At 60.7% G+C, this 21,318-nt stretch carries 19 protein-coding genes and 1 rRNA gene; 15 read left to right on the top strand and 5 right to left on the bottom strand.

The window, feature by feature from the left end:
- The first annotated feature begins 24 nt into the window (after positions 1–24).
- Positions 25–711, top strand: coding sequence for a response regulator (locus tag ACJ8HA_RS16350; protein ID WP_025303996.1), 687 nt, complete (start codon positions 25–27; stop codon positions 709–711).
- 16 nt (positions 712–727) lie between these two features.
- On the opposite strand, the gene ACJ8HA_RS16345 is transcribed toward ACJ8HA_RS16350, so the two are convergent.
- Positions 728–991 (bottom strand): hypothetical protein, encoded by a 264-nt coding sequence (locus ACJ8HA_RS16345; RefSeq protein WP_127146528.1) that lies wholly within the window; start codon positions 989–991, stop codon positions 728–730.
- A gap of 126 nt (positions 992–1,117) precedes the next feature.
- Between ACJ8HA_RS16345 and proV the strand changes: the two genes are divergently transcribed.
- The 3 genes from proV (at position 1,118) to proX (ending at position 4,490) form a co-directional block, all read left to right on the top strand.
- On the top strand, positions 1,118–2,320 hold the full coding sequence (gene proV, locus ACJ8HA_RS16340; RefSeq protein ID WP_016929846.1) for a glycine betaine/L-proline ABC transporter ATP-binding protein ProV: 1,203 nt from the start codon (positions 1,118–1,120) through the stop codon (positions 2,318–2,320).
- Positions 2,313–3,419, top strand: coding sequence for a glycine betaine/L-proline ABC transporter permease ProW (gene proW / locus ACJ8HA_RS16335; protein WP_049296142.1), 1,107 nt, complete (start codon positions 2,313–2,315; stop codon positions 3,417–3,419). The genes proV and proW overlap by 8 nt, the downstream gene beginning before the upstream one ends.
- 69 nt (positions 3,420–3,488) lie before the next feature.
- Positions 3,489–4,490: a glycine betaine/L-proline ABC transporter substrate-binding protein ProX gene (gene proX / locus ACJ8HA_RS16330; RefSeq protein ID WP_142591353.1), complete on the top strand. Its 1,002-nt coding sequence runs from the start codon at positions 3,489–3,491 to the stop codon at positions 4,488–4,490.
- A gap of 30 nt (positions 4,491–4,520) precedes the next feature.
- Here the strand turns inward: proX and ACJ8HA_RS16325 are convergent, their stop codons facing one another.
- On the bottom strand, positions 4,521–5,399 hold the full coding sequence (locus ACJ8HA_RS16325; protein WP_016929849.1) for a LysR family transcriptional regulator: 879 nt from the start codon (positions 5,397–5,399) through the stop codon (positions 4,521–4,523).
- A 105-nt stretch (positions 5,400–5,504) separates the two neighbouring features.
- On the opposite strand from ACJ8HA_RS16325, the gene ACJ8HA_RS16320 reads away from it, so the two are divergent.
- The 7 genes from ACJ8HA_RS16320 to emrB all read left to right on the top strand — a co-directional run bounded on the left by ACJ8HA_RS16320 (position 5,505) and on the right by emrB (position 12,820).
- On the top strand, positions 5,505–6,704 hold the full coding sequence (locus ACJ8HA_RS16320) for an MFS transporter (protein WP_025303999.1): 1,200 nt from the start codon (positions 5,505–5,507) through the stop codon (positions 6,702–6,704).
- A gap of 121 nt (positions 6,705–6,825) precedes the next feature.
- Positions 6,826–7,572 (top strand): AzlC family ABC transporter permease, encoded by a 747-nt coding sequence (locus tag ACJ8HA_RS16315; protein ID WP_025304000.1) that lies wholly within the window; start codon positions 6,826–6,828, stop codon positions 7,570–7,572.
- On the top strand, positions 7,562–7,909 hold the full coding sequence (gene ygaH, locus ACJ8HA_RS16310) for an L-valine transporter subunit YgaH (protein ID WP_025304001.1): 348 nt from the start codon (positions 7,562–7,564) through the stop codon (positions 7,907–7,909). Before ACJ8HA_RS16315 ends, ygaH begins: the two co-directional genes overlap by 11 nt.
- 161 nt (positions 7,910–8,070) lie before the next feature.
- Complete coding sequence (mprA, locus tag ACJ8HA_RS16305; protein WP_025160249.1) at positions 8,071–8,589, top strand: transcriptional repressor MprA; 519 nt, start codon at positions 8,071–8,073, stop codon at positions 8,587–8,589.
- Positions 8,590–8,616: 27 nt separating this feature from the next.
- A complete protein-coding gene (locus tag ACJ8HA_RS16300) occupies positions 8,617–10,068 on the top strand; it encodes an efflux transporter outer membrane subunit (RefSeq protein ID WP_025304002.1) in 1,452 nt (483 codons plus the stop codon).
- Positions 10,069–10,091: 23 nt separating this feature from the next.
- Positions 10,092–11,264 (top strand): multidrug efflux MFS transporter periplasmic adaptor subunit EmrA, encoded by a 1,173-nt coding sequence (gene emrA / locus ACJ8HA_RS16295; RefSeq protein ID WP_043143796.1) that lies wholly within the window; start codon positions 10,092–10,094, stop codon positions 11,262–11,264.
- Between the two features lie 17 nt (positions 11,265–11,281).
- Entirely contained in the window at positions 11,282–12,820 is a 1,539-nt protein-coding gene (emrB, locus tag ACJ8HA_RS16290; protein WP_043143795.1) for a multidrug efflux MFS transporter permease subunit EmrB, read from the top strand.
- A 60-nt stretch (positions 12,821–12,880) separates the two neighbouring features.
- On the opposite strand, the gene ACJ8HA_RS16285 is transcribed toward emrB, so the two are convergent.
- Complete coding sequence (locus ACJ8HA_RS16285) at positions 12,881–13,969, bottom strand: tRNA/rRNA methyltransferase (RefSeq protein WP_442515401.1); 1,089 nt, start codon at positions 13,967–13,969, stop codon at positions 12,881–12,883.
- Between the two features lie 207 nt (positions 13,970–14,176).
- On the opposite strand from ACJ8HA_RS16285, the gene trxC reads away from it, so the two are divergent.
- The 4 genes from trxC (at position 14,177) to pssA (ending at position 19,606) form a co-directional block, all read left to right on the top strand.
- Positions 14,177–14,596: a thioredoxin TrxC gene (gene trxC / locus ACJ8HA_RS16280; RefSeq protein ID WP_004928868.1), complete on the top strand. Its 420-nt coding sequence runs from the start codon at positions 14,177–14,179 to the stop codon at positions 14,594–14,596.
- A 115-nt stretch (positions 14,597–14,711) separates the two neighbouring features.
- Positions 14,712–15,401: a tRNA-uridine aminocarboxypropyltransferase gene (locus ACJ8HA_RS16275; RefSeq protein ID WP_038629863.1), complete on the top strand. Its 690-nt coding sequence runs from the start codon at positions 14,712–14,714 to the stop codon at positions 15,399–15,401.
- A 48-nt stretch (positions 15,402–15,449) separates the two neighbouring features.
- Positions 15,450–18,098 (top strand): bifunctional acetate--CoA ligase family protein/GNAT family N-acetyltransferase, encoded by a 2,649-nt coding sequence (locus tag ACJ8HA_RS16270; RefSeq protein WP_351165264.1) that lies wholly within the window; start codon positions 15,450–15,452, stop codon positions 18,096–18,098.
- Positions 18,099–18,250: 152 nt separating this feature from the next.
- Positions 18,251–19,606 carry a CDP-diacylglycerol--serine O-phosphatidyltransferase gene (pssA, locus tag ACJ8HA_RS16265; protein WP_025304007.1) on the top strand — a complete coding sequence of 452 codons (1,356 nt, stop codon included), beginning with the start codon at positions 18,251–18,253 and terminating at the stop codon, positions 19,604–19,606.
- A gap of 36 nt (positions 19,607–19,642) precedes the next feature.
- On the opposite strand, the gene ACJ8HA_RS16260 is transcribed toward pssA, so the two are convergent.
- Together ACJ8HA_RS16260 and rrf are read right to left on the bottom strand one after the other, a co-directional pair.
- Complete coding sequence (locus tag ACJ8HA_RS16260; protein WP_025304008.1) at positions 19,643–20,953, bottom strand: MFS family transporter; 1,311 nt, start codon at positions 20,951–20,953, stop codon at positions 19,643–19,645.
- A gap of 256 nt (positions 20,954–21,209) precedes the next feature.
- A 5S ribosomal RNA gene (gene rrf / locus ACJ8HA_RS16255) occupies positions 21,210–21,318 on the bottom strand; the annotation flags it as partial.

Below are 21,318 nucleotides of genomic sequence, written 5' to 3'. Positions count from 1 at the left end.
ACCCGATTTTTTGAGCACCCGATTATGTCACACCAAGCACTGGACGTTCTGATCGTGGAAGACGAGCCGCAACTGGCGACGCTGCACGCGGAGTTCATCGAGAAAAATTTCAACCTGCGGGTGGTGGCTTACGCCGCTACGCTGGCCGAAGCGCGAGCCAAAGCCAACGCGCACCAGCCGCGCCTGATCCTGCTGGATAACTTTCTGCCGGACGGTCAGGGCATCGAGCTGATGGAAGAGCCGGCGGTGAAGAACCCCGCCTGTTCGGTGATCTTCATCACCGCCGCCAGCGACATGCATACCTGCAGCCAAGCGATCCGCAACGGCGCCTTCGACTACATCATCAAGCCGGTGTCCTACAAGCGGCTGCGCAATTCGCTCGAACGTTTCATGCAGTTCGTACAGACCCAGCGTACCTTCAAGATCATCGATCAGGATAACGTCGATGCGCTGTACAACCTGCAGTCGAAGCAGTTCTCCAGCGAGCCGAGCGCTAAAGGCATCGAAACCAATACCCTAGAGCTGGTGCAGGCGCTGTTTATCGCCCAGCCGACGGTGGCGCATGCGGTGGAAGACGTGGTGGAGCAGGTCGGCATCAGCAAGACCACCGCCCGCCGTTATCTGGAATATTGCGTCGCCACCCAGTTCGTGCGGGTAGAGATGTTGTACGGCAATATTGGCCATCCGCGGCGGCTGTACCGCAAGGCCTGAGGCTGCCATCTGGCTGTCATATTACGGCGATAACATAGCGCTCGACGATATCCCCCTCGATATCGGCACCTGTCGTTAAAACTGATGAAATACTGATGACTTTTACCCGGCCTCTGGTCGGGTTTTTTATTATCCGAACGGCAGGCGTAAAACCGAAATAGCTCATCGCCCCACACCGCGTTATTTCCTCAAAAACCAAACCATTATGGCGAATAACGGCCGTCAATTTTGAGTCACGGGCCAAATTACCATAGCTAATTAAAACCTTGATGTAAACCACTAATATCCCATTTAAATGACATTGAGGGTTGTCTCAGATATTCACTGTGTTAGGGTAAAAAGCTCTTTTATTTTGCTAAGGACAGCCCATAACGCGTTAATTAAACCAGAGGAAACAGCAAATTGCATGGCAATTAAACTCGAAGTAAAGAACCTGTATAAGATATTTGGCGAACACCCGGAACGCGCATTCAAACTGCTGGATAAAGGTCTGACAAAAGATCGGCTGTTTGAAAAAACCGGCTTATCGCTCGGCGTAAAAGACGCCACTCTGGCCATTGAAGAAGGCGAGATATTTGTCATCATGGGGCTCTCCGGTTCCGGCAAGTCCACCCTGGTACGCCTTCTCAATCGTCTGATAGAACCCACCCGCGGTCAGGTGCTGATCGACGGTGAGGACATCGCCAAAATATCCGACACCGCGCTGCGCACCGTGCGGCGAAATAAGATCAGCATGGTATTTCAATCCTTCGCGCTGATGCCGCACATGAATGTCCTGAATAATACCGCCTTTGGTATGGAATTAGCCGGCATACCGTTGCAGGAACGTCAGGAAAAAGCGCTGGATGCCCTGCGTCAGGTCGGGCTGGAGAATTATGCGCTGTCTTATCCGGATGAATTATCCGGCGGTATGCGTCAGCGCGTAGGATTAGCCCGCGCCATGGCCAATAACCCGGATATATTATTGATGGACGAGGCTTTCTCGGCGCTCGATCCGTTAATTCGCACCGAAATGCAGGATGAGCTGGTGAAATTACAGGCCCAGCATCAGCGCACCATCGTGTTTATTTCCCACGATCTGGACGAGGCGATGCGTATCGGCGATCGCATCGCCATCATGCAGGGCGGTGAGGTGATCCAGGTCGGCACACCGGACGAGATCCTGAACAACCCGGCCAACGACTATGTGCGCACCTTCTTCCGCGGCGTGGACATCAGTCACGTGTTCAGCGCCAAGGATATCGCCCAACGGCGCCCGGTGACGCTGATCCGCAAAACCCCCGGCTTTGGCCCCCGATCGGCGCTGCAGCTGCTGCGCGATGAGGACCGTGATTATGGTTATGTTGTTGAACGCGGGAAGAAATTTATTGGCGTGGTGTCGATAGAGTCGCTGAAAAAGGCGCTGTCCGCCAATCAAACGCTGGACGATGCCCTGCTCGAGGCCCCTGCCGCCGTGCCGGCCGATACGCCGCTCAGCGATCTGATTTCCCTGGTCGCCCAGGCGCCCTGCGCGGTGCCGGTGGTGAGCGAAGAACATAACTATCTCGGCATCATCTCCAAGGCCATGCTGCTGCAGGCGTTGGACAAGGAGGGCTCAACCAATGAGTGATACCACGCAAACCCAAGATCCCTGGGCTACCGCACCGGCAGATGCCGGCGCAGCACCCGCTCACGATGCCGCCGCCAACGCCGGCGACGCCTGGTCCAGCGCGCCGCCGCCGGCCGCTCATGACGCCGCCGGACAAGGCGCAGATTGGCTCAGCAGCGCCCCGGCGCAGCCTGAACACTTCAGCCTGCTCGACCCGTTCCATAAGGCCTGGGTGCCGTTCGACTCCTGGGTCACGCAAGGCATCGACTGGCTGGTGCTGCACTTCCGCCCACTGTTCCAGGGCATTCGCGTGCCGGTGGATATGATCTTGAGTGGCTTCCAGCAATTGCTGCTGGGCATGCCGGCGCCGATCGCCATTCTGGTGTTCTCGCTGCTCGCCTGGCAGGTCTCGGGCCTCGGCATGGGCGCCGCCACGCTGCTCTCCCTGGTCGCCATCGGCGCCATCGGCGCCTGGTCGCAGGCGATGGTTACGCTGGCGCTGGTGCTGACCGCGCTGTTCTTCTGCATTCTTATCGGCCTGCCGCTCGGCATCTGGCTGGCGCGCAGCAAGCACGCTGCCAAGGTGATAAGGCCGCTGCTCGACGCGATGCAAACCACCCCGGCCTTCGTCTACCTGGTGCCGATCGTCATGCTGTTCGGCATCGGCAACGTGCCGGGCGTGGTGGTCACCATTATCTTCGCGCTGCCGCCGATCGTGCGCCTGACCATTTTGGGCATCAAGCAGGTGCCGGAAGATCTGATCGAGGCCGCCGAATCCTTCGGCGCCAGCCCGCGGCAGCTGCTGTTCAAGGTGCAGCTGCCGCTGGCGATGCCGACCATCATGGCCGGCGTGAACCAGACCCTGATGTTGGCGCTGTCGATGGTCGTCATTGCCTCGATGATCGCGGTCGGCGGTCTGGGGCAGATGGTGCTGCGCGGCATCGGCCGGCTGGACATGGGCCTGGCCGCCGTCGGCGGGGTCGGCATCGTAATCCTGGCGATCATTCTCGATCGCCTCACCCAATCGCTGGGGCGCGATCGCCGCAGCAAGGGCATCGGCCGCTGGTATCGCCGCGGCCCCATCGGGCTGCTGACTCGCCCGTTCATCAAACAGGCCTGACGCTTTTCCCGCCGGCGGCTGCGGCCCCGGCGGGCTATGACACCACCACATCGAAAGAGGGGAAACACTATGCGCACCACGGGCATCTGGGCTCTCGCCCTGACGACGCTGATTGGCTCACAGAGCGCCATCGCGGCAGACTTACCCGGCAAGGGGATCGCGGTACAGCCGGTGCAAAGCACCATTTCCGAAGAGACGTTCCAGACGCTGCTGGTCAGCAAGGCGCTGGAGAAATTGGGTTACGACGTGAAGGAACCGCGTGAAGTGGATTACAACGTCGCCTACACCTCCATTGCCTCCGGCGATGCGACCTTTATCGCGGTCAACTGGGACCCGCTGCACGCCGATCAGTACAAGGCCGCCGGCGGCGACGCCAAGTTCTACCGCGAAGGCGTCTACGTCAACGGCGCCGCGCAGGGTTACCTGATCGACAAGAAAACCGCCGAGCAGTATCACATCACCAACGTCGAACAGCTCAAGGATCCCAAGATCGCCAAGCTGTTCGACACCAACGGCGACGGCAAGGCCGATCTGACTGGCTGCACCCCGGGTTGGGGCTGCGAAGCGGTGATCAATCACCACATCAAGGCCTATGGCCTGAGCAACACCGTCGAGCATAACCAGGGCAACTACGCGGCGATGATCGCCGACACCATCACCCGCTACAAAGAGGGCAAACCAGTGCTGTATTACACCTGGACACCGTACTGGGTCAGTGATGTGATGGCGCCGGGCCGCGACGTGGTCTGGCTGCAGGTGCCGTTCTCCTCGCTGCCGGGCGAGCAGAAGAACGTCGACACCAAGCTGCCTAACGGCGCCAACTACGGCTTCCCGGTCAACACCATGCGCATCGCCGCCAACAAGCAGTGGGCCGAAGCCAATCCTGCGGCCGCCAAGCTGTTCGCCATCATGAAGCTGCCGATCGCCGACATCAATGCGCAAAACCTGCGCATGCATGAAGGCCAGGCTTCGGAAGCCGATATCCAGAACCACGTTAACGGCTGGATCAAGGCGCACCAGGCGACCTTCGACGGCTGGGTGAAAACCGCCGCCGAAGCGGCGAAGTCGTAACCGTTCAGGGGCGCCGCCTTTGCCGCGCCCCTACCCCGCCATATCGATGCCGCTGAACTGTAAAAAACGTGCGGCGGCGTTCGACAAAGGCTGCGGCCAGATGCAATACACCTGGCGCCGCGGCCCGTCTTCAATCGGAATCGACACCAGCGCACTTAAGCGTTGCGCGGTCGAGACAGGTACGATACCCGCCGCCAATCCGCGCCGCACCAGATTTTCCAGCCATTCGATATGATCGATTTCAAAACTGACGTGCCGGCGGATACCCGCCGCCTGGAAGGCGCGATCGGTTTGGCGTCGCGCACCGGTGCCGCTGTAGAAATCCACCAGCGGCACTTCCGCCAACGCCTGCAGGTTCACCCGCTCGCGGTTGGCCAGCGGGTGCTGCGGCGCCACCAGCGCCACCAATGGCTCATCGGTCAACTGCCGGTGCGACATCGGCAGTAAATCGACATCGCCGGGCCAGATGCCGACGAACGCCATATCGCACTTCTGCTGACGCACATCCTCCAGCAGGGCTTCGCTCATGCCAACGTACAGGCGGATGTTCACCGCCGGATAGTGGCGATGAAACTTGTCGAGTTTTTCGGTCAGATCAATCGCGTTTATGGTTGAAATTGTGCCGATGGTCAGGGTGCCGGACACCGCATCGCCGGCGGCGGTCACCTCTTCCACCAGCGCCTGCTGCGCCGCCAACAGGCGCTGCGCAGACGGAATGAAAGCCTGGCCGGCGGGGGTCAACCGCACCCGTCGCGAGGTGCGTTCAAACAGCGTACAGCCCAGCTCTTCTTCCAGTTTTGCGATCTGGTGGCTGAGCGCCGACTGCACCGTATGGCAGCGCTGCGCCGCCCGGGTGAAACTCTGTTCTTCCGCCACCGCCAGCGCATAGCGGATCTGTTTCAGGTTCATGGCATCTATCTTGAAATGAGATAAATCAAATGAAAATTATACATTGGTTTCCGCAGACGCGTTGCCGGATACTGCGCGCTATCTTCTTCCCGTGATGAAAAAATCATGAATCCACAAAACGCCCATCCGGGCCTCAGCCCGGCGCTGACCGTGCTGATTGCCATCGCCACCGGCCTGGCGGTCGCCAGCAACTATTACGCGCAACCGCTGCTGGAAACCATCGCCACCAGTTTCAACCTGTCGGTCAACCAGGCCGGCTTTATCGTCACCGCCGCGCAGCTCGGTTACGCCACCGGCCTGCTGCTGCTGGTGCCGCTCGGCGATATGTTCGAACGCCGCGGCCTGATCGTGTTCATGACGCTGCTGGCCGCCGGGGGCATGCTGATCACCGCCACCTCCGCCACGCTGCCGATGATGATCCTCGGCACCGCGCTCACCGGGCTGTTCTCGGTAGTGGCGCAGATCCTGGTGCCGCTGGCCGCCACGCTGGCCCACCCGGAAAAGCGCGGCAAGACCGTTGGCATCATCATGAGCGGCCTGCTGCTCGGCATCCTGCTGGCGCGAACCGTCGCGGGCGCGCTGGCGTCGTTCGGCGGCTGGCGCACCATCTACTGGGTCGCCAGCGTGCTGATGATCCTGATGGCGCTGATCCTGTGGCGCGCGCTGCCGCGCTATAAGCAACACTCCGGGCTGAACTATCCGCAGCTGCTGGCCTCGATCTTCAGCCTGTTCTGCCGCACGCCGTTGCTGCGCACCCGCGCCATCCTCGGCGCCCTTTCGTTCGCCAACTTCAGCGTGCTCTGGACCTCAATGGCCTTTCTGCTCGCCGCGCCGCCGTTCAACTATTCCGAGGGGGTGATCGGGCTGTTCGGCCTGGTGGGCGCCGCCGGGGCGCTGGCCGCTTCGCGCGCCGGACATCTGGCGGACAAAGGTAAAGCCGGGTTGACCACCACCGTCGGCCTGGTGTTGTTACTGCTGTCCTGGATCCCTATCGCGTTAGCCAAACAGTCGCTATGGGCGCTGATCGCCGGCATTCTGATCCTCGATCTGGCGGTGCAGGCGGTGCACGTCACCAACCAGAGCGTGATGTACCGCATCATGCCGGACGCGCGCAACCGCCTGACAGCCGGCTACATGACCAGCTACTTTATCGGCGGCGCGCTCGGTTCTCTGCTCTCCGCCTCGGCCTATCAGCATGCCGGCTGGTACGGCGTGGCCGCCGCCGGCGGGGTGTTATGCCTGCTCAACCTGCTGACCTGGTGGCTCGGCAAGCACCACGATCCGCAAGGGCCAGCGACAATCTGATTATCGTGCAAATAGTCACTAAAGAAATTTATTAGCGGTGCAGGGTATAAACATTACTTACTCTCTGGTAATGTTCTGGGCATAAACTATTGAAGTCCTATCTACCCTGCGATCCACAACCATGCAAAGCCAAGCTGCAGACAGCCTCAATCCGCCCGCCGTCAGCGCCACCTTCGCCAACGGCGTCGTCGACAGTTTGCCGATCGTCATCGGGTATGTCCCGGTGGCGTTCGCCTTCGGCCTCAGCGCCGTCAAACTGGGCTTTTCCCCGCTGGAAAGCCTTTTCTTCTCCTGCATCATCTACGCCGGCGCCAGCCAGTTCGTGATCACCGCCCTGCTGAGCGCCGGCATGTCGCTGTGGGTCTCCGCGTTGACGGTGATGGCGATGGACGTGCGCCACCTGCTGTACGGCCCGGCGCTGCGTCACCGTATCGTCTCGCGCATGTCGCCCGGTAAAACGGCAATGTGGGCTTTTGGTCTGACCGATGAGGTCTTCGCCGCCGCCACCGCCAAGCTGATGCGCAATAACCGCAGCTGGAGCGAAAACTGGATGCTGGGCATCGCGCTCTGTTCCTGGCTTTCCTGGGTAGCCGGCACCGCGCTCGGCGCGCTGTTCGGCAACGGCCCGCTGGAGCAGTTCCCGGTGATCGAGGCCTCGCTGGCCTTCATGCTGCCGGCGCTGTTTCTCAGTTTCCTGCTGGCCGCTTTCCGGCGCCCGCAGAGCCTGACCATCGCTGCCTCATTGGCCGGTGCGCTGCTCGGCGTGGTGCTGTTCTCCATCCCGGTCGCCATTTTGGCCGGCATCGGCGCCGGTTGCGTCGCCGCTCTGTTCCAACCTGCCCCTGCGGAGGCCAGCCATGAACACTGATGTGCTGGTGATCGGCCTGGTGGTGGGCTGCGCCAATTACTTGTTCCGTTATCTGCCGCTGCGGCTGGCGCCGGCGCGCGCCCAGCCCGGCCTCAAACGCGGTAAAGCCGCCCTGCTACTCGACAGCATTGGCATCGCCTCGATCTGCGCCCTGCTGGTGGTCTCCAGCACGCCGGTGGTGATGCGCGAACCGGACAAGCTGCTGCCGACGTTGGCGGGGTTCGCCGCGCTGGCGCTGTGCTTCTACCGCAGTAAAAGCATCATTCTGTCGACGCTGCTCGGCGCGACGGCCTTTGGCGTCACATTAAAGCTGTTAATGCTTTTCGGTCCAGGCTGACGCCGCGCCGAACGTTTGGCTTCGCTTTGGCGTTTTCATGCGCCACATCTTTACAAACTCTGACAAATGACACGAATTGCTAAATTATCCGCACGGCTGAACATTTACATTATTAGTCACCGTCGTTACTATCTCGAACGAAATTAATGAGGCCCTAAATTATGGAAAGCTCGTTTGCCCCCATAGAACAAATGCTGAATTTCCGCGCCACCCGGCAGAAAGATTTCCCGTATCAGGAAATCCTGCTGACCCGCCTGTGCATGCACATGCAAGGCAAGTTGCTGGAAAATCGCAACAAGATGCTGAAGGCGCAGGGGATTAACGAAACACTGTTTATGGCGCTGATTACCCTGGATGCGCAGGAGAGCCACAGCATCCAACCTTCTGAGCTAAGCTCTGCCTTAGGCTCCTCGCGCACCAATGCGACCCGCATCGCCGACGAGCTGGAGAAACGCGGTTGGATCGAGCGCCGTGAAAGCGATAACGATCGCCGCTGCCTGCATCTACATCTGACGCCGCAGGGGGAAGAATTTCTCAGTCAACTGCTGCCGCCGCAGCACCAATGTCTGCATTTCCTGTGGTCCACGCTGACCGACGATGAGCAAAAACAGCTGGAACAGCTGACGCGCAAATTGCTGGCACGTCTGGATCAAATGGAAATCACAGAACAGTTATCCTAATTCACAATTTCTGTTCAGGTACCTATTATGCGATCCCCATTTAACTGGAGATTCACCCCGCTGTTCGCCGTATTGCTGCTGGCCGGGTGTGCTTCTACCGATAATATTGCCCCGCAATCCACGCTGATGGATCCGCAGAGCCTGCAGTTGGCTCAGCCGAAAGTCAGTTCGCTGGCCGTCAGCCCGCAGTGGTGGCGCGCCCTCAAGGATCCGCAGTTGGATGCCCTGATGACGCAGACGCTGCAAAACTCGCCGACCCTGCGTCAAGCCGCCGCCCGCGTGCGCGAAGCGCAGAGCGTGGTGGGCGAAGCCAACGCCGCCAACGGGCCGAACCTGGATCTGAACGCCAGCACCCAGCGTCAACGCGTGCCGCAAAACGTCAATATGGGGTTGGGGTATCCGCATAAGCCGATCTATTCAAGCTCCAACTCCCTGGGGTTGAACCTGGCGTACGAATTCGACTGGTGGGGTAAATACCGCAACCAGGTGAACGCCGCCAAAGCGCAAGTGAACGCTGCGCGCGCCGAGCAGGAACAGGCGGCGCTGACGCTGACCAGTTCGGTGGCGTCCGCCTACTACCAGCTGCAAAGCAATCTGGCGCTCGAGAAGCTGCTGCAGCAGGAAGTGAACAACAATGAACGCCTGACCGCGCTGCGCCAACAGCGCTATCAGGCCGGGCTGACCGGCGTCGACGTGCCGCAACAAACCCAGGCGCAGTCCGACGTCGCTAAACAGCAGATTCTGCAGTTGCAGTCGCAAATCGAACAGCTCAGACACCAGCTCGCCGCGCTGGCGGGCCAAGGGCCGAACGCCATGCAGCACCTGCGTCAGGTGCCGTTGCCCGCAGACAACCTGATGGCACCGCAGGGCGAGCTGACGGCGGATCTGCTGGGCAAACGCCCGGACATCGCCGCGCAACGCCAGCTGGTGGAGTCTTACAGCCAGCGCGTCAGCGCCGCACGTAAGGAGTTTTACCCCAGCCTGACCATTTCAGCCTTCGCCGGCCTGATGACCACCAACACCAGTGGCACCAGCCCGAATCTGTTTGAAGCGGCCAGCCAGGCCTGGAACGTGATGCCGGCGATTTCGCTGCCGATCTTCCACGCCGGGGCGCTGCGCAGCAAGCTGGGCGAGGAATCCGCGCTGTATGACGAAGCGGTGGAATCCTATAACCAAACCATCCTGAATGCGGTACAGGAAACCGCCGACGCCATCACCATCCAGCAGAGTTCTGCGCAACAGCAGCTGCAGGCGGCGTCCGCGGCCCAGTCGATGCAACAGGTGTATCAGGTCGCTAACGCCCGTTACCAGGCAGGGATTATCGGGCGCGACGATCTGTTGACCAGCCAGACGCAGCTATTGCAGCAGCAACAGGCGGAGTTAAATGCCAGCAGCAACTTACTGCAGGCGAAGATAGGACTGATCCGTGCGCTGGGCGGTGGCTATCAGGCCCCGGCCGCAGCGGATTCGAAAGCATAATAATATAAGGCTTGGAGAACACCATGAGCGCGAGCGCGGAAATCCAAAACCCGCAGCAGCCGAGCGGCAAAAAGAAGCAGCGTAAATTTTGGCTGCTGTTGCTGACGGTTATTTTCATTGTTATAGGGGTGGCTTACTTAGTGTATTGGTTCCTGGTGCTGCGTCATCATCAGGAAACCGACGACGCCTACGTCTCCGGCAACCAGGTGCAGATCATGGCCCAGGTGTCCGGTAGCGTGAACAGCGTCAATTTCGACAACACCGACTACGTCAAGCAGGGTGACGTACTGCTGACGCTCGATCCGACCGATGCCGAGCAGGCGTTTGAACGCGCCAAAACCGGCCTGGCCAACAGCGTGCGTCAGACCCACCAGCTGATCATCAACAGCAAGCAGTATCAGGCCAACATCGCCCTGCGCAAGACCGATCTGAGCAAGGCCGAGAACGATCTGAAACGCCGCGTGGTGCTGGGCAGCGTTGACGCCATCGGCCGCGAAGAGCTGCAACACGCTCGCGATGCGGTCGACAGCGCCAAGGCCGCGCTGGAAGTGGCGGTGCAGCAATACAACGCCAACCAGGCGATGGTACTGAATACCCCGCTGGAACAGCAGCCGGCAATCCAACAGGCCGCCGCGCAGATGCGTGACGCCTGGCTGGCGCTGCAGCGTACCAAAGTGATCAGCCCCATTACCGGTTATGTCTCGCGCCGCAGCGTGCAGGTCGGCGCGCAGATCGCCGCCGGTTCGCCGCTGATGGCGGTGGTGCCGGCCGATCACATCTGGGTTGACGCCAACTTCAAGGAAACCCAGATCGCCAACATGCGTATCGGCCAGCCGGCAACGGTAGTCAGCGATGTCTACGGCGATGACGTGGTGTATCAAGGCAAAGTGGTCGGTATCGATATGGGCACCGGCAGCGCCTTCTCGCTGCTGCCGGCCCAGAACGCCACCGGCAACTGGATCAAGGTGGTGCAACGTCTGCCGGTGCGTATTGAGCTCGACGCCAAGCAGGTGGCCGATCATCCGCTGCGCATCGGTCTTTCGACGCTGGTGACCGTCGACACCGCCAATCTGGACGGCCGCGTGCTGTCTGACGTGGTGCGCGACAAACCGCTGTACCAGAGCGACGCGCTGGCGTTGAATCTGGCGCCGGTTAACCAGCTGATCGCTGACGTGATCCATGCGAACGCCGGCTAAGCGCGCGGGAGGCCATCTTGCCACAGAAACCGCTTGAAGGCGCCCAGCTCGCCTGGATGACGGTCGCGCTCGCCATGGCGACCTTCATGCAGGTGCTGGACTCCACCATCGCCAACGTGGCGATCCCCACCATTGCCGGTAACCTCGGGTCTTCCAACTCGCAGGGGACCTGGGTGATCACCTCGTTCGGCGTGGCGAACGCCATCTCGATCCCGATCACCGGCTGGCTGGCGAAGCGCATCGGCGAAGTGCGGCTGTTCCTCTGGTCCACCGCGCTGTTCGTCCTCGCTTCCTGGCTGTGCGGCATCTCCAACAGCCTCGGCATGCTGATCTTCTTCCGCGTGATCCAGGGCGTGGTGGCCGGGCCGCTGATCCCGCTGTCGCAGAGCCTGTTGCTGAACAACTACCCGCCCGCCAAGCGAGCGATGGCCCTGGCGCTCTGGTCGATGACCGTTATCGTCGCGCCGATCTTCGGGCCGATCCTCGGCGGTTACATCAGCGACAACTACCATTGGGGTTGGATCTTCTTCATCAACATCCCGATCGGCGCCTTCGTTATCATGGCGGCGATGGCGACGCTGAAGGGGCGAGAAACCAAAACCGAGATCAAACCGATCGACACGGTTGGACTGGTGCTGCTGATCGTCGGCATCGGTTCGCTGCAGGTGATGCTCGATCAGGGCAAGGAGCTGGACTGGTTCAACTCGACCGAGATCATCACCCTGACCGTCGTGGCGGTCGTAGCGCTGTTGTTCCTGGTGGTCTGGGAGCTGACGGATGACCATCCGGTGGTGGATCTGTCGCTGTTCAAGTCGCGCAACTTCACCATCGGCTGCCTGTGCATCAGTCTGGCGTACATGCTGTACTTCGGCGCCATCGTGCTGTTGCCGCAGCTGCTGCAAGAGGTGTACGGCTATACCGCCACCTGGGCCGGGCTGGCGTCGGCGCCGGTCGGGCTGATCCCAGTGCTGCTGTCGCCGATCATCGGCAAGTTCGGCAACCGGCTCGACATGCGCAGGCTGGTGACCTTCAGCTTCATCATGTATGCCGTGTGCTTCTACTGGCGCGCCTATACGTTTGAACCGGGCATGGACTTCGGCGCTTCCGCCTGGCCGCAGTTCGTCCAGGGCTTCGCCATCGCCTGCTTCTTCATGCCGTTGACCACCATCACGCTGTCCGGCCTGCCGCCGGAGCGTATGGCGGCGGCATCGAGCCTGTCGAACTTCACGCGAACCCTGGCGGGCTCGATCGGTACCTCGATCACCACCACCCTGTGGACGCAGCGCGAATCGCAGCACCATTCGCAGCTGACGGAGTTCGTCAACCCGTACAACCCGCAGTCGCAGGAGATGTACCGGCAACTGGAGCAGCTCGGCATGAGCAAGCAGCAGGCGTCGGCGTATATCGCTAACGAGATCACCGCCCAGGGCCTGATCATCTCCGCCAACGAGATCTTCTGGCTGTCGGCCGGGGTGTTCCTGGTACTGCTGGTGTTGGTATGGGTGGCGAAACCGCCGTTCAGCTCTGGCGGCGGTGGGGGCGGCGGCGCTCACTAAGCTTCAATAAACGAAACGGGCGCCCTGGGGCGCCCGTTTTTTTATCCGACGTAGAACAGATTACGCCTGATTCTGACGCCACCAGTCCGCCAGCAGAATGCCGGTCGCCACGGAAACGTTCAGGCTTTCCACTTTGCCGGTGCCGCCGATAGACACGTTCATGTCGCCCTGTTGCCAGGCGCCGTCGCTGAGGCCGTCACGCTCCTGGCCCAGCACCAGCACCATCTTGGCCGGCAGCTTGGCCTGCGCCAGCGCGGTGCCTTTGTGGCTGGAGGTGGTGACGATGGTGTAACCCGCCTTGCGGAAGGTATCCAGCACCGACAGGAAATCATCGGCGTTGATCGCCTTGATGTGCTCCGCGCCGCCTTCTGCGGTACGCACCGCCGCGCCGGACTCCAGCAGCGCCGGATCCTGCAGCAGCACGCCGTTGACGCCGAAGTGGGCGCACGAACGGACGATGGCGCCCAGGTTGTGCGGGTTGCCCACTTCTTCCAGCGCCAGCACGCAGTCGGTCGCCGGTGCGGTTTTCAGGTAGGTCTGCGCATCCAGGCCCTGACGCTTTTTGATCAGGAAGCAGACGCCGCCGTGGTGCTCAGTGCCGGAAGCCTTGGCCAGCTCTTCCTCATCCACCACGTGGTAGGCTTTGCGGTTAGCAGCCATCCAGCGCAGCGCTTCACGGAAGCGCGACGTGACCGACTGCACGAACCAGGCGCGCACGATCGCTTCCGGGCGGCTGGCGAACAGCGCCTGACAGGCGTTTTCACCGTAAACGCGGGTTTCTTCCGCGCGCTGGCGGCGCAGCTGTTCCGGATCGATGAAGCTTTTGCCGCTGATGCCACCGTGATCGAACGCCGGCTCTTCATTCGGTGCCCGCGAGACGGTTCTCCACGGTGACTCGTTGCCACCGCGATCTTCAGTGCGCGCCGGACGGCGAGGACGATCGCTTTCACTGCGGCGGGAGTCGGCGCCGCGGCGATCGTTGCCGCCACGCGCCTTGTCTTGACCAGTGCGGCCCGAGCGCGCACCGTCAGCCGGACGGCCTTTGCCAGCCGGACGTTTATTCTTGTTGCGGTCATCGCCATTGTCGTCGTCATTGCGGACGTACATCACTTTGACTTTACCGTTCTTGCCACTAAATGAATCGTTCATTGTCTTCTCCACCAACGCGCAGGGCGCGAAGATTACCTGATGTTGGTGCACGAAGCCACCAACTTGCGCTAAAAGCTCCCAACTATCACATCCATTGAACAAACCTCATTGTTCACGCGCCGGGTTTTGCCGATAATTGTCAGCATTAAAGAAACATCTCCGCAACCGCGTTGCGGGGACCCGGTTTTCTCAGTACCCGAGGTCAACATGAATACAGTTTGTGCAGCTTGCAATGCCACCAACCGTGTGCCGGAAGAACGTCTGGCGGACAACGCGAAATGCGGCCGCTGCGGCCACGAGCTCTTCGACGGTGAAGTGATCAACGCCACCGCCGCCACGCTGGACCAGTTGCTGCAGGACGATCTGCCGGTCGTGGTCGATTTCTGGGCGCCGTGGTGCGGCCCGTGCCGCAGCTTTGCGCCGATCTTTGAAGACGTGGCCGAAGAGCGCGCCGGCAAAGTGCGCTTCGTGAAAGTGAACACCGAAGCCGAACCGGAGCTGAGCGCCCGTTTCCGCATCCGCAGCATCCCGACCATCATGGTGTTCCGTCAGGGCAAGATGGTCGACATGCTCAACGGCGCGATGCCGAAGGCGCCGTTTGACAACTGGCTCAACGAGTTAGTGTGATTCCGCAAGTATAGGCCGTATCCCGCCATCGCGCGCGAACGCGCCCCGATCGAGCCCGCCCCTCCCGGCGGGCTTTTTTCTGCGTTACAATAGCGGTTTTTCCCCCAGGATCGTTATGACCGACAACGCCGTACTTCGCCTGCGCCAATTCCGTTTAGACCGCGCCACCCGCCCTTTTTTAGCGCGCGGTTGCCGGGTGGCGCGTTGTCAGGGTTGCCTGCTGCCGCATAAAAACTGCCTGTGTGACACCATTCGCCCGCAGCAGGCCGGCAGCCGCTTCTGCCTGATCATGTTCGGCGCCGAGCCGCTCAAGCCCAGCAACACCGGGCGCCTGATCGCCGATATCCTGCCGGACACCCAGGCGTTCCTCTGGTCGCGTACCGAGGTCGATCCCGCCCTGCTGGCAGCCATCAACGATCCGACGCGGCAGCCTTATGTGGTGTTCCCCGCGTCCTACGCCGACGCCGAACGGCCGGTGTTCAATGAGCTGCCCGTCGGCGGTAAACCGCCGCTGTTCATCATGCTGGACGGTACCTGGGCAGAAGCGCGCAAAATGTTCCGTAAAAGCCCGTATCTCAATCAATTCCCGGTGTTTTCACTCAACGTCGATGCCGCATCCGACTATCAGCTGCGCGAAGCCAGCCGCGCCGAGCAGCACTGCACGGCGGAAGTGGCCGCCGCCCTGTTGCAACAGGCGGGCGATCTGCCGGCCGCCGACGGATTGAATCAGCATTTCCGCTATTTCCGTCAACAGTATCTGGCGGGAAAACCGACCCGGCCGGAGGCACCGGTCACAGCAATGTAGCCATAAAGCGCCTAAAATCAGGCGTAACGTTGCCAAAAGGAGCCGTGCATGAGCCAGCGAGGGTTAGAAGCGCTACTACGTCCCAAATCGATCGCCGTGCTGGGCGCTTCGCAGCAGCCGGGCCGCGCCGGCAACCTGATGATGAGCAACCTGCTGGCCGGCGGTTTCGGTGGGCCCATCTTGCCGGTTACGCCGCGCTACAAGGCGGTATGCGGCGTCATGGCCTATCCCGACGTCGCCAGCCTGCCGCTGACGCCGGATCTGGCGATCATCTGCACCCACGCCAAGCGTAATCTGGTGCTGATCGACGCGCTGGGCCAACGCGGCTGCAAAACCGCCATCGTGCTCTCTTCGCCACCGGAACAGTTCGCCGAGCTGAAGGCCTGCGCGCAGCGCCACGCCATGCGGCTGTTGGGCCCCAACAGCCTGGGGCTGCTGGCGCCGTGGCAGGGCATCAACGCCAGCTTCTCGCCGGTGCCGATCCAAAAGGGCAAGCTGGCGTTTATCTCGCAGTCCGCCGCCGTGGCCAACACCATTCTCGACTGGGCGCAGCAGCGCGAAGTCGGCTTCTCCTACTTCATCGCGCTGGGCGACAGCCTGGACATCGACGTCGACGACCTGCTCGACTTTTTGGCGCGCGACAGCAAGACCAGCGCCATCCTGCTGTATCTGGAAAACATCAGCGACGCACGACGCTTTCTCTCCGCCTCGCGCAGCGCCTCACGCAACAAGCCCATTCTGGTGATCAAAAGCGGCCGCAGCCAACAGGCGCAATTACTGCTCAACAGCCAGCTGGGGCTGGACGCCGCTTATGACGCCGCCATCCAGCGCGCCGGCCTGCTGCGCGTGCAGGATACTCACGAGCTGTTCTCCGCGGTGGAAACCCTCAGCCATATGCATCCGCTGCGGGGGGAACGGTTGATGATCGTCAGCAACGGCGCGGCGCCGGCGGCGATGGCGCTGGACGAACTGCTCGGCCGCAACGGCAAGCTGGCGACGCTGAGCGAGGAAAGCCTGGCGAAGCTGAGCGACGCGCTGCCGGATTTCATTCGCGCCGGCAACCCGCTCGATCTGCGCGACGACGCCACGCCGCAGCGCTACCTGGCGGCTCTCGAAGCGCTGCTCGACAGCCACGACTATGACGCGCTGCTTCTGATCCATGCGCCGAGTGCGGCGGCGCCGGGCACCGCCACGGCGCAGCGGCTGATTGACGCGCTGCATCGCCATACGCGCGGCAAGCGCATCACCTTGCTGACCAACTGGTGCGGCGAATACTCTTCTCAAGAGGCGCGCCGGCAGTTTACCGAGGCCGCCATTCCCACCTACCGCACGCCGGAAGGCGCGGTCACCGCCTTTATGCATATGGTGGAATACCGCCGCAACCAAAAGCAACTGAAAGAGACCCCGGCGCTGCCGGTCGGCCTGACCGCCAATACCGCCGACGCTCACCGCCTGATCCATCAGGCGCTGGCCGAAGGTGCCACCCAGTTGGATACCCACGAGGTGCAATCCATTCTGCAGGCTTATGACCTGAGCACCCTGCCAACCTGGATCGCTGAAGACAGCGCCGAAGCGGTACATATCGCCGAACAGATCGGCTACCCGGTGGCGCTGAAGCTGCGTTCGCCGGATATTCCGCACAAATCGGAAGTTCAGGGTGTGATGCTCTACCTGCGCACCGCGACCGAAGTGCAGCGCGCGGCGGAGGCGATCCTTGACCGTGTGAAGCGTACCTACCCCCAGGCGCGCATCCATGGCCTGTTGGTGCAGAGCATGGCCAACCGCGCCGGCGCCCAGGAGCTGCGCATCGCGGTGGAGCAGGATGCCATTTTCGGCCCGCTGATCATGCTGGGTGAAGGCGGCGTGGAGTGGCGCCAGGAAAATCAGGTGGCGGTCGCGCTGCCGCCGCTGAACATGGCGCTGGCGCGTTATCTGGTGCTGCAGGCGGTGAAAGGCGGCAAGATCCGCGGGCGCAGCGCGCTGCGGCCTTTAGATATCCCTGGACTAAGCCGCTTGCTGGTGCAGGTCTCCAACCTGATCCTCGACTGCCCGGAGATCGCCCGGCTGGATATTCACCCGGTGTTGGCCTCCGGCAGCGAATTCACCCTGCTGGACGTTTCGATGCAGCTCGCGCCGTTCAGCGGCGATCCGCAGGCGCGGCTGGCGATCCGCCCTTATCCGCATGAGCTGGAAGAGACCATCGCGTTGAAAGACGGCAGCCAGTGCCTGTTCCGCCCGATCCTGCCGGAAGACGAACCGGCGCTGAAACATTTCATCGACCGGGTGACCAAGGAAGACCTCTATTATCGCTACTTCAGCGAGATCAACGAGTTTACCCATGACGATTTGGCCAACATGACGCAGATCGACTACGATCGAGAAATGGCCTTTGTGGCGGTGCGCGCAGACGAGATCATCGGTGTGACCCGCGCGCTGTCCGATCCGGACAACACCGACGCCGAGTTCGCCGTACTGGTGCGTTCCGATCTCAAAGGCGTGGGCCTAGGCCGTCAGCTACTGGAGAAAATGATCGCCTACGCGCGCGCGCATGGCCTGACCCGCCTGAGCGGCATCACCATGCCGAATAACCGCGGCATGATCGCGCTGGCGCAGCGACTGGGCTTTGGCATCGAGGTGCAGCTTGAGGACGGCATCGTCAATCTGACGCTGCCGCTGCAGGCCGCCGACGCGCAGTGACCTGCGTCGCAATGCGCTACGAATCCACCACTTAACGCCAAAACATACGCACAATCGGGGCAACTAATGGTATTATCGCCCGATTATTCGGTTTATTGTTTTTATGCCTGTGGCGTTCCGGCCATCAATCATGAGAGAAGAAACGCACTGTGATGTTGTCAAAATTTAAACGTAGCAAACATCAACAACACCTTGCACAACTGCCCAAACTCCCCCAGACGGTTGCTGATGTTCGTACGTTGTACGCGCCGTCCGATTTTCGCACCACGCTGCTGAGCGCCATCGCCAACGCCACCCAACGCATCTATCTGGTGGCCCTGTATCTGGAGCATGACGACGCCGGGCGCGAGATCCTCAACGCGCTGTATCAAGCCAAGCAGCGTCGGCCCGAGCTGGAAATCTGCGTACTGGTCGACTGGCACCGCGCACAGCGCGGGCGAATCGGCGCCGCCGCCGCCAATACCAACGCCGACTGGTACTGCGCCATGGCCAGCCAACATCCGGAACAGTCGGTGCCGATCTACGGCGTGCCGGTCAATACCCGCGAAGCGTTGGGCGTTCTGCACCTGAAGGGCTTTGTGGTCGACGATACCGTGATCTACAGCGGCGCCAGCATCAACGACGTTTATCTGCATCAGCATGAGAAATACCGTTACGATCGCTACCAGCTGATCACCAATGAGGTGTTGGCCGATACCCTGATCGATTACATCAAGCAGCATCTGCTCACCGCCGGCGCCGTACAACGCCTCGATCGCAGCGATCGGCCGAAAAGCCCGGAGATCAAAAACGAGACCCGTCTGTTCCGTTTCGCCCTGCGCCGCGCGGGTTACCACTTCCGCGGCAAGGCCGGCAACGATGAGCTGGCGGTGACGCCGCTGGTTGGGCTTGGCAAGCAAAGCGTGCTGAATAAAACCATTCATCACCTGATGTCGTGCGCCGACCAGAAACTGACGCTGTGTACTCCCTATTTCAACCTGCCGGCGCTGCTGGTGCGCAACATCATTTATCTGCTGCGCCAGGGCAAACAGGTGGAGATCATCGTCGGCGACAAGACCGCCAACGACTTCTATATTCCGGAGGACCAGCCGTTCAAAATCATCGGCGCGCTGCCCTACCTGTACGAGATCAACCTGCGCCGCTTTCTGAGCCGCTTGCAGCGTTATATCGACACCGGACAGCTGATCGTGCGTCTGTGGAAGGATGGCGATAACAGCTATCACCTGAAAGGCATGTGGGTAGACGAAGAGTGGCAGCTGATTACCGGCAATAATCTCAACCCGCGCGCCTGGCGGCTGGATCTGGAAAACGCCATTCTGATCCACGATCCCAAGCAGGAAATGCGCGAGCAGCGGCAAAAAGAGCTGGAATGCATCCGCACTCACACCACCGTGGTCGGCCATTATCAGGAGCTGCAAAGCATTCAGCAGTACCCGATCAAGGTGCGTAAGCTGATTCGGCGTCTGCGCCGTATCCGCATCGATCGGCTGATTAGCCGTATCCTGTAAGCGGTATGCTGACCCCGGCCAAGGCCGGGGTTTTTATTACAGCTGTATCTCCTTGCCTTTGCGATGCAACCGGAGCGAGACCAGCAGCGCCAGCAGGCACATGCCGGAGACATACCAGAAGAAAGCGTTCTCCACGCCAAACGATTTAAGCGACAACGCGACATATTCCGCCGAACCACCGAACAGGGCATTCGCCACCGCATAAGACAAGCCTACCCCTAACGCGCGTACCTCCGGCGGGAACATCTCGGCTTTAAGCAACCCGCTGATCGCGGTGTAAAAGCTGACAACGAACAGCGCCAACACGATCAGACCGAACGCCATAAAGGGGTTGGTCACCTCTTTCAAGGCAAACAGGATCGGCACCGTCAACACCGTGGCGAAGGCTGAGAAGATCAGCATCGAGCTGCGACGGCCGATTTTGTCCGAAAACGCGCCTACCGCCGGCTGCAGCAGCATAAAGACGAACAGCGCCACGGTCATGATGGCGCTGGCCAGCTTGGCGTCCATACCAGCGGTGTTCACCAGGTATTTTTGCATGTAGGTGGTGAAGGTGTAGAAGGTCAGCGAACCGGCGGCGGTAAAGCCCAGCACCATCAGGAATGCCTTGCGGTTCTTCCACAGCCCCGTCAGCGAACCGGCATCTTTGTGGTTACGCGTCTTCGCATCGGAGGTTTCATTCAGCGAGCGGCGCAGGTACAGCGCAACCACCGCCAACACCGCCCCCAAGGCAAACGGAATACGCCATCCCCAGGCTTTCAGCTCTTCGCCGGACAATATTTGCTGTAAGATCACCAAAACCAGCAGCGCCAACAGTTGCCCGCCGATCAGCGTCACGTACTGGAACGAGGCGTAGAAGCCACGCCGCCCCTTGATTGCCACCTCGCTCATGTAGGTGGCGCTGGTGCCATATTCCCCCCCTACCGACAACCCCTGGAACAGGCGGGCAATCAGCAGCAGCGCCGGCGCCCAGCTGCCGATTGATTCATAAGTCGGCAGGCAGGCGATCACCAGCGATCCGGCGCACATCATGCAGACCGAAATCAGCATCGAGTTTTTCCGGCCATGCTTGTCAGCGATGTAGCCGAATAACCAACCTCCGATAGGTCGCATGAAGAAGCCGGCGGCGAATACCCCGGCGGTTTGCAGCAGCTGTGTCGTACTGTTGCCCGCCGGAAAAAATGAGGCAGCAAAGTAGATTGAGCAGAAGGAGTAGACGTAAAAATCAAACCACTCCACCAGATTGCCTGACGAAGCCCCGACGATAGCGAAAATGCGTTTCTTGTTATCCAGCGCTCCCTGTTCGGTGCCGTGCTCATCCCCAAGAGCCGAGGTTGTTTCTGTCATGATGTTTTCTCCGAGCCATAGCAATGATGAAATTCGGCGTCCTGCCGCCAGGTGTTACTTTATTGTTATTTATAAGTTAACAGCCAAACTTAATAGCGGACGAAGAATATCTGATATTCAGAGAAACAATGCGTTGGTTTTGTGATGAATATTAAACAGTACGATGAAAGCTGAAGCGGATTACAACGGGGATTTTCCATTTTACACATAGCAAAAAGCCCTGAACGTCAGTTCAGGGCTTTCGGCTTTATTTGATGCCTGGCAGTGTCCTACTCTCGCATGGGGAGACCCCACACTACCATCGGCGCTACGGCGTTTCACTTCTGAGTTCGGCATGGGGTCAGGTGGGACCACCGCGCTATTGC

The sequence above is a fragment of the Serratia sp. CY33802 genome, assembly GCF_052169095.1.
GTDB classification, from domain to species: domain Bacteria; phylum Pseudomonadota; class Gammaproteobacteria; order Enterobacterales; family Enterobacteriaceae; genus Serratia; species Serratia bockelmannii.
Note: the sequence above shows the minus strand (reverse complement) of the source record. Positions and strands in the feature narration are given on the sequence as shown.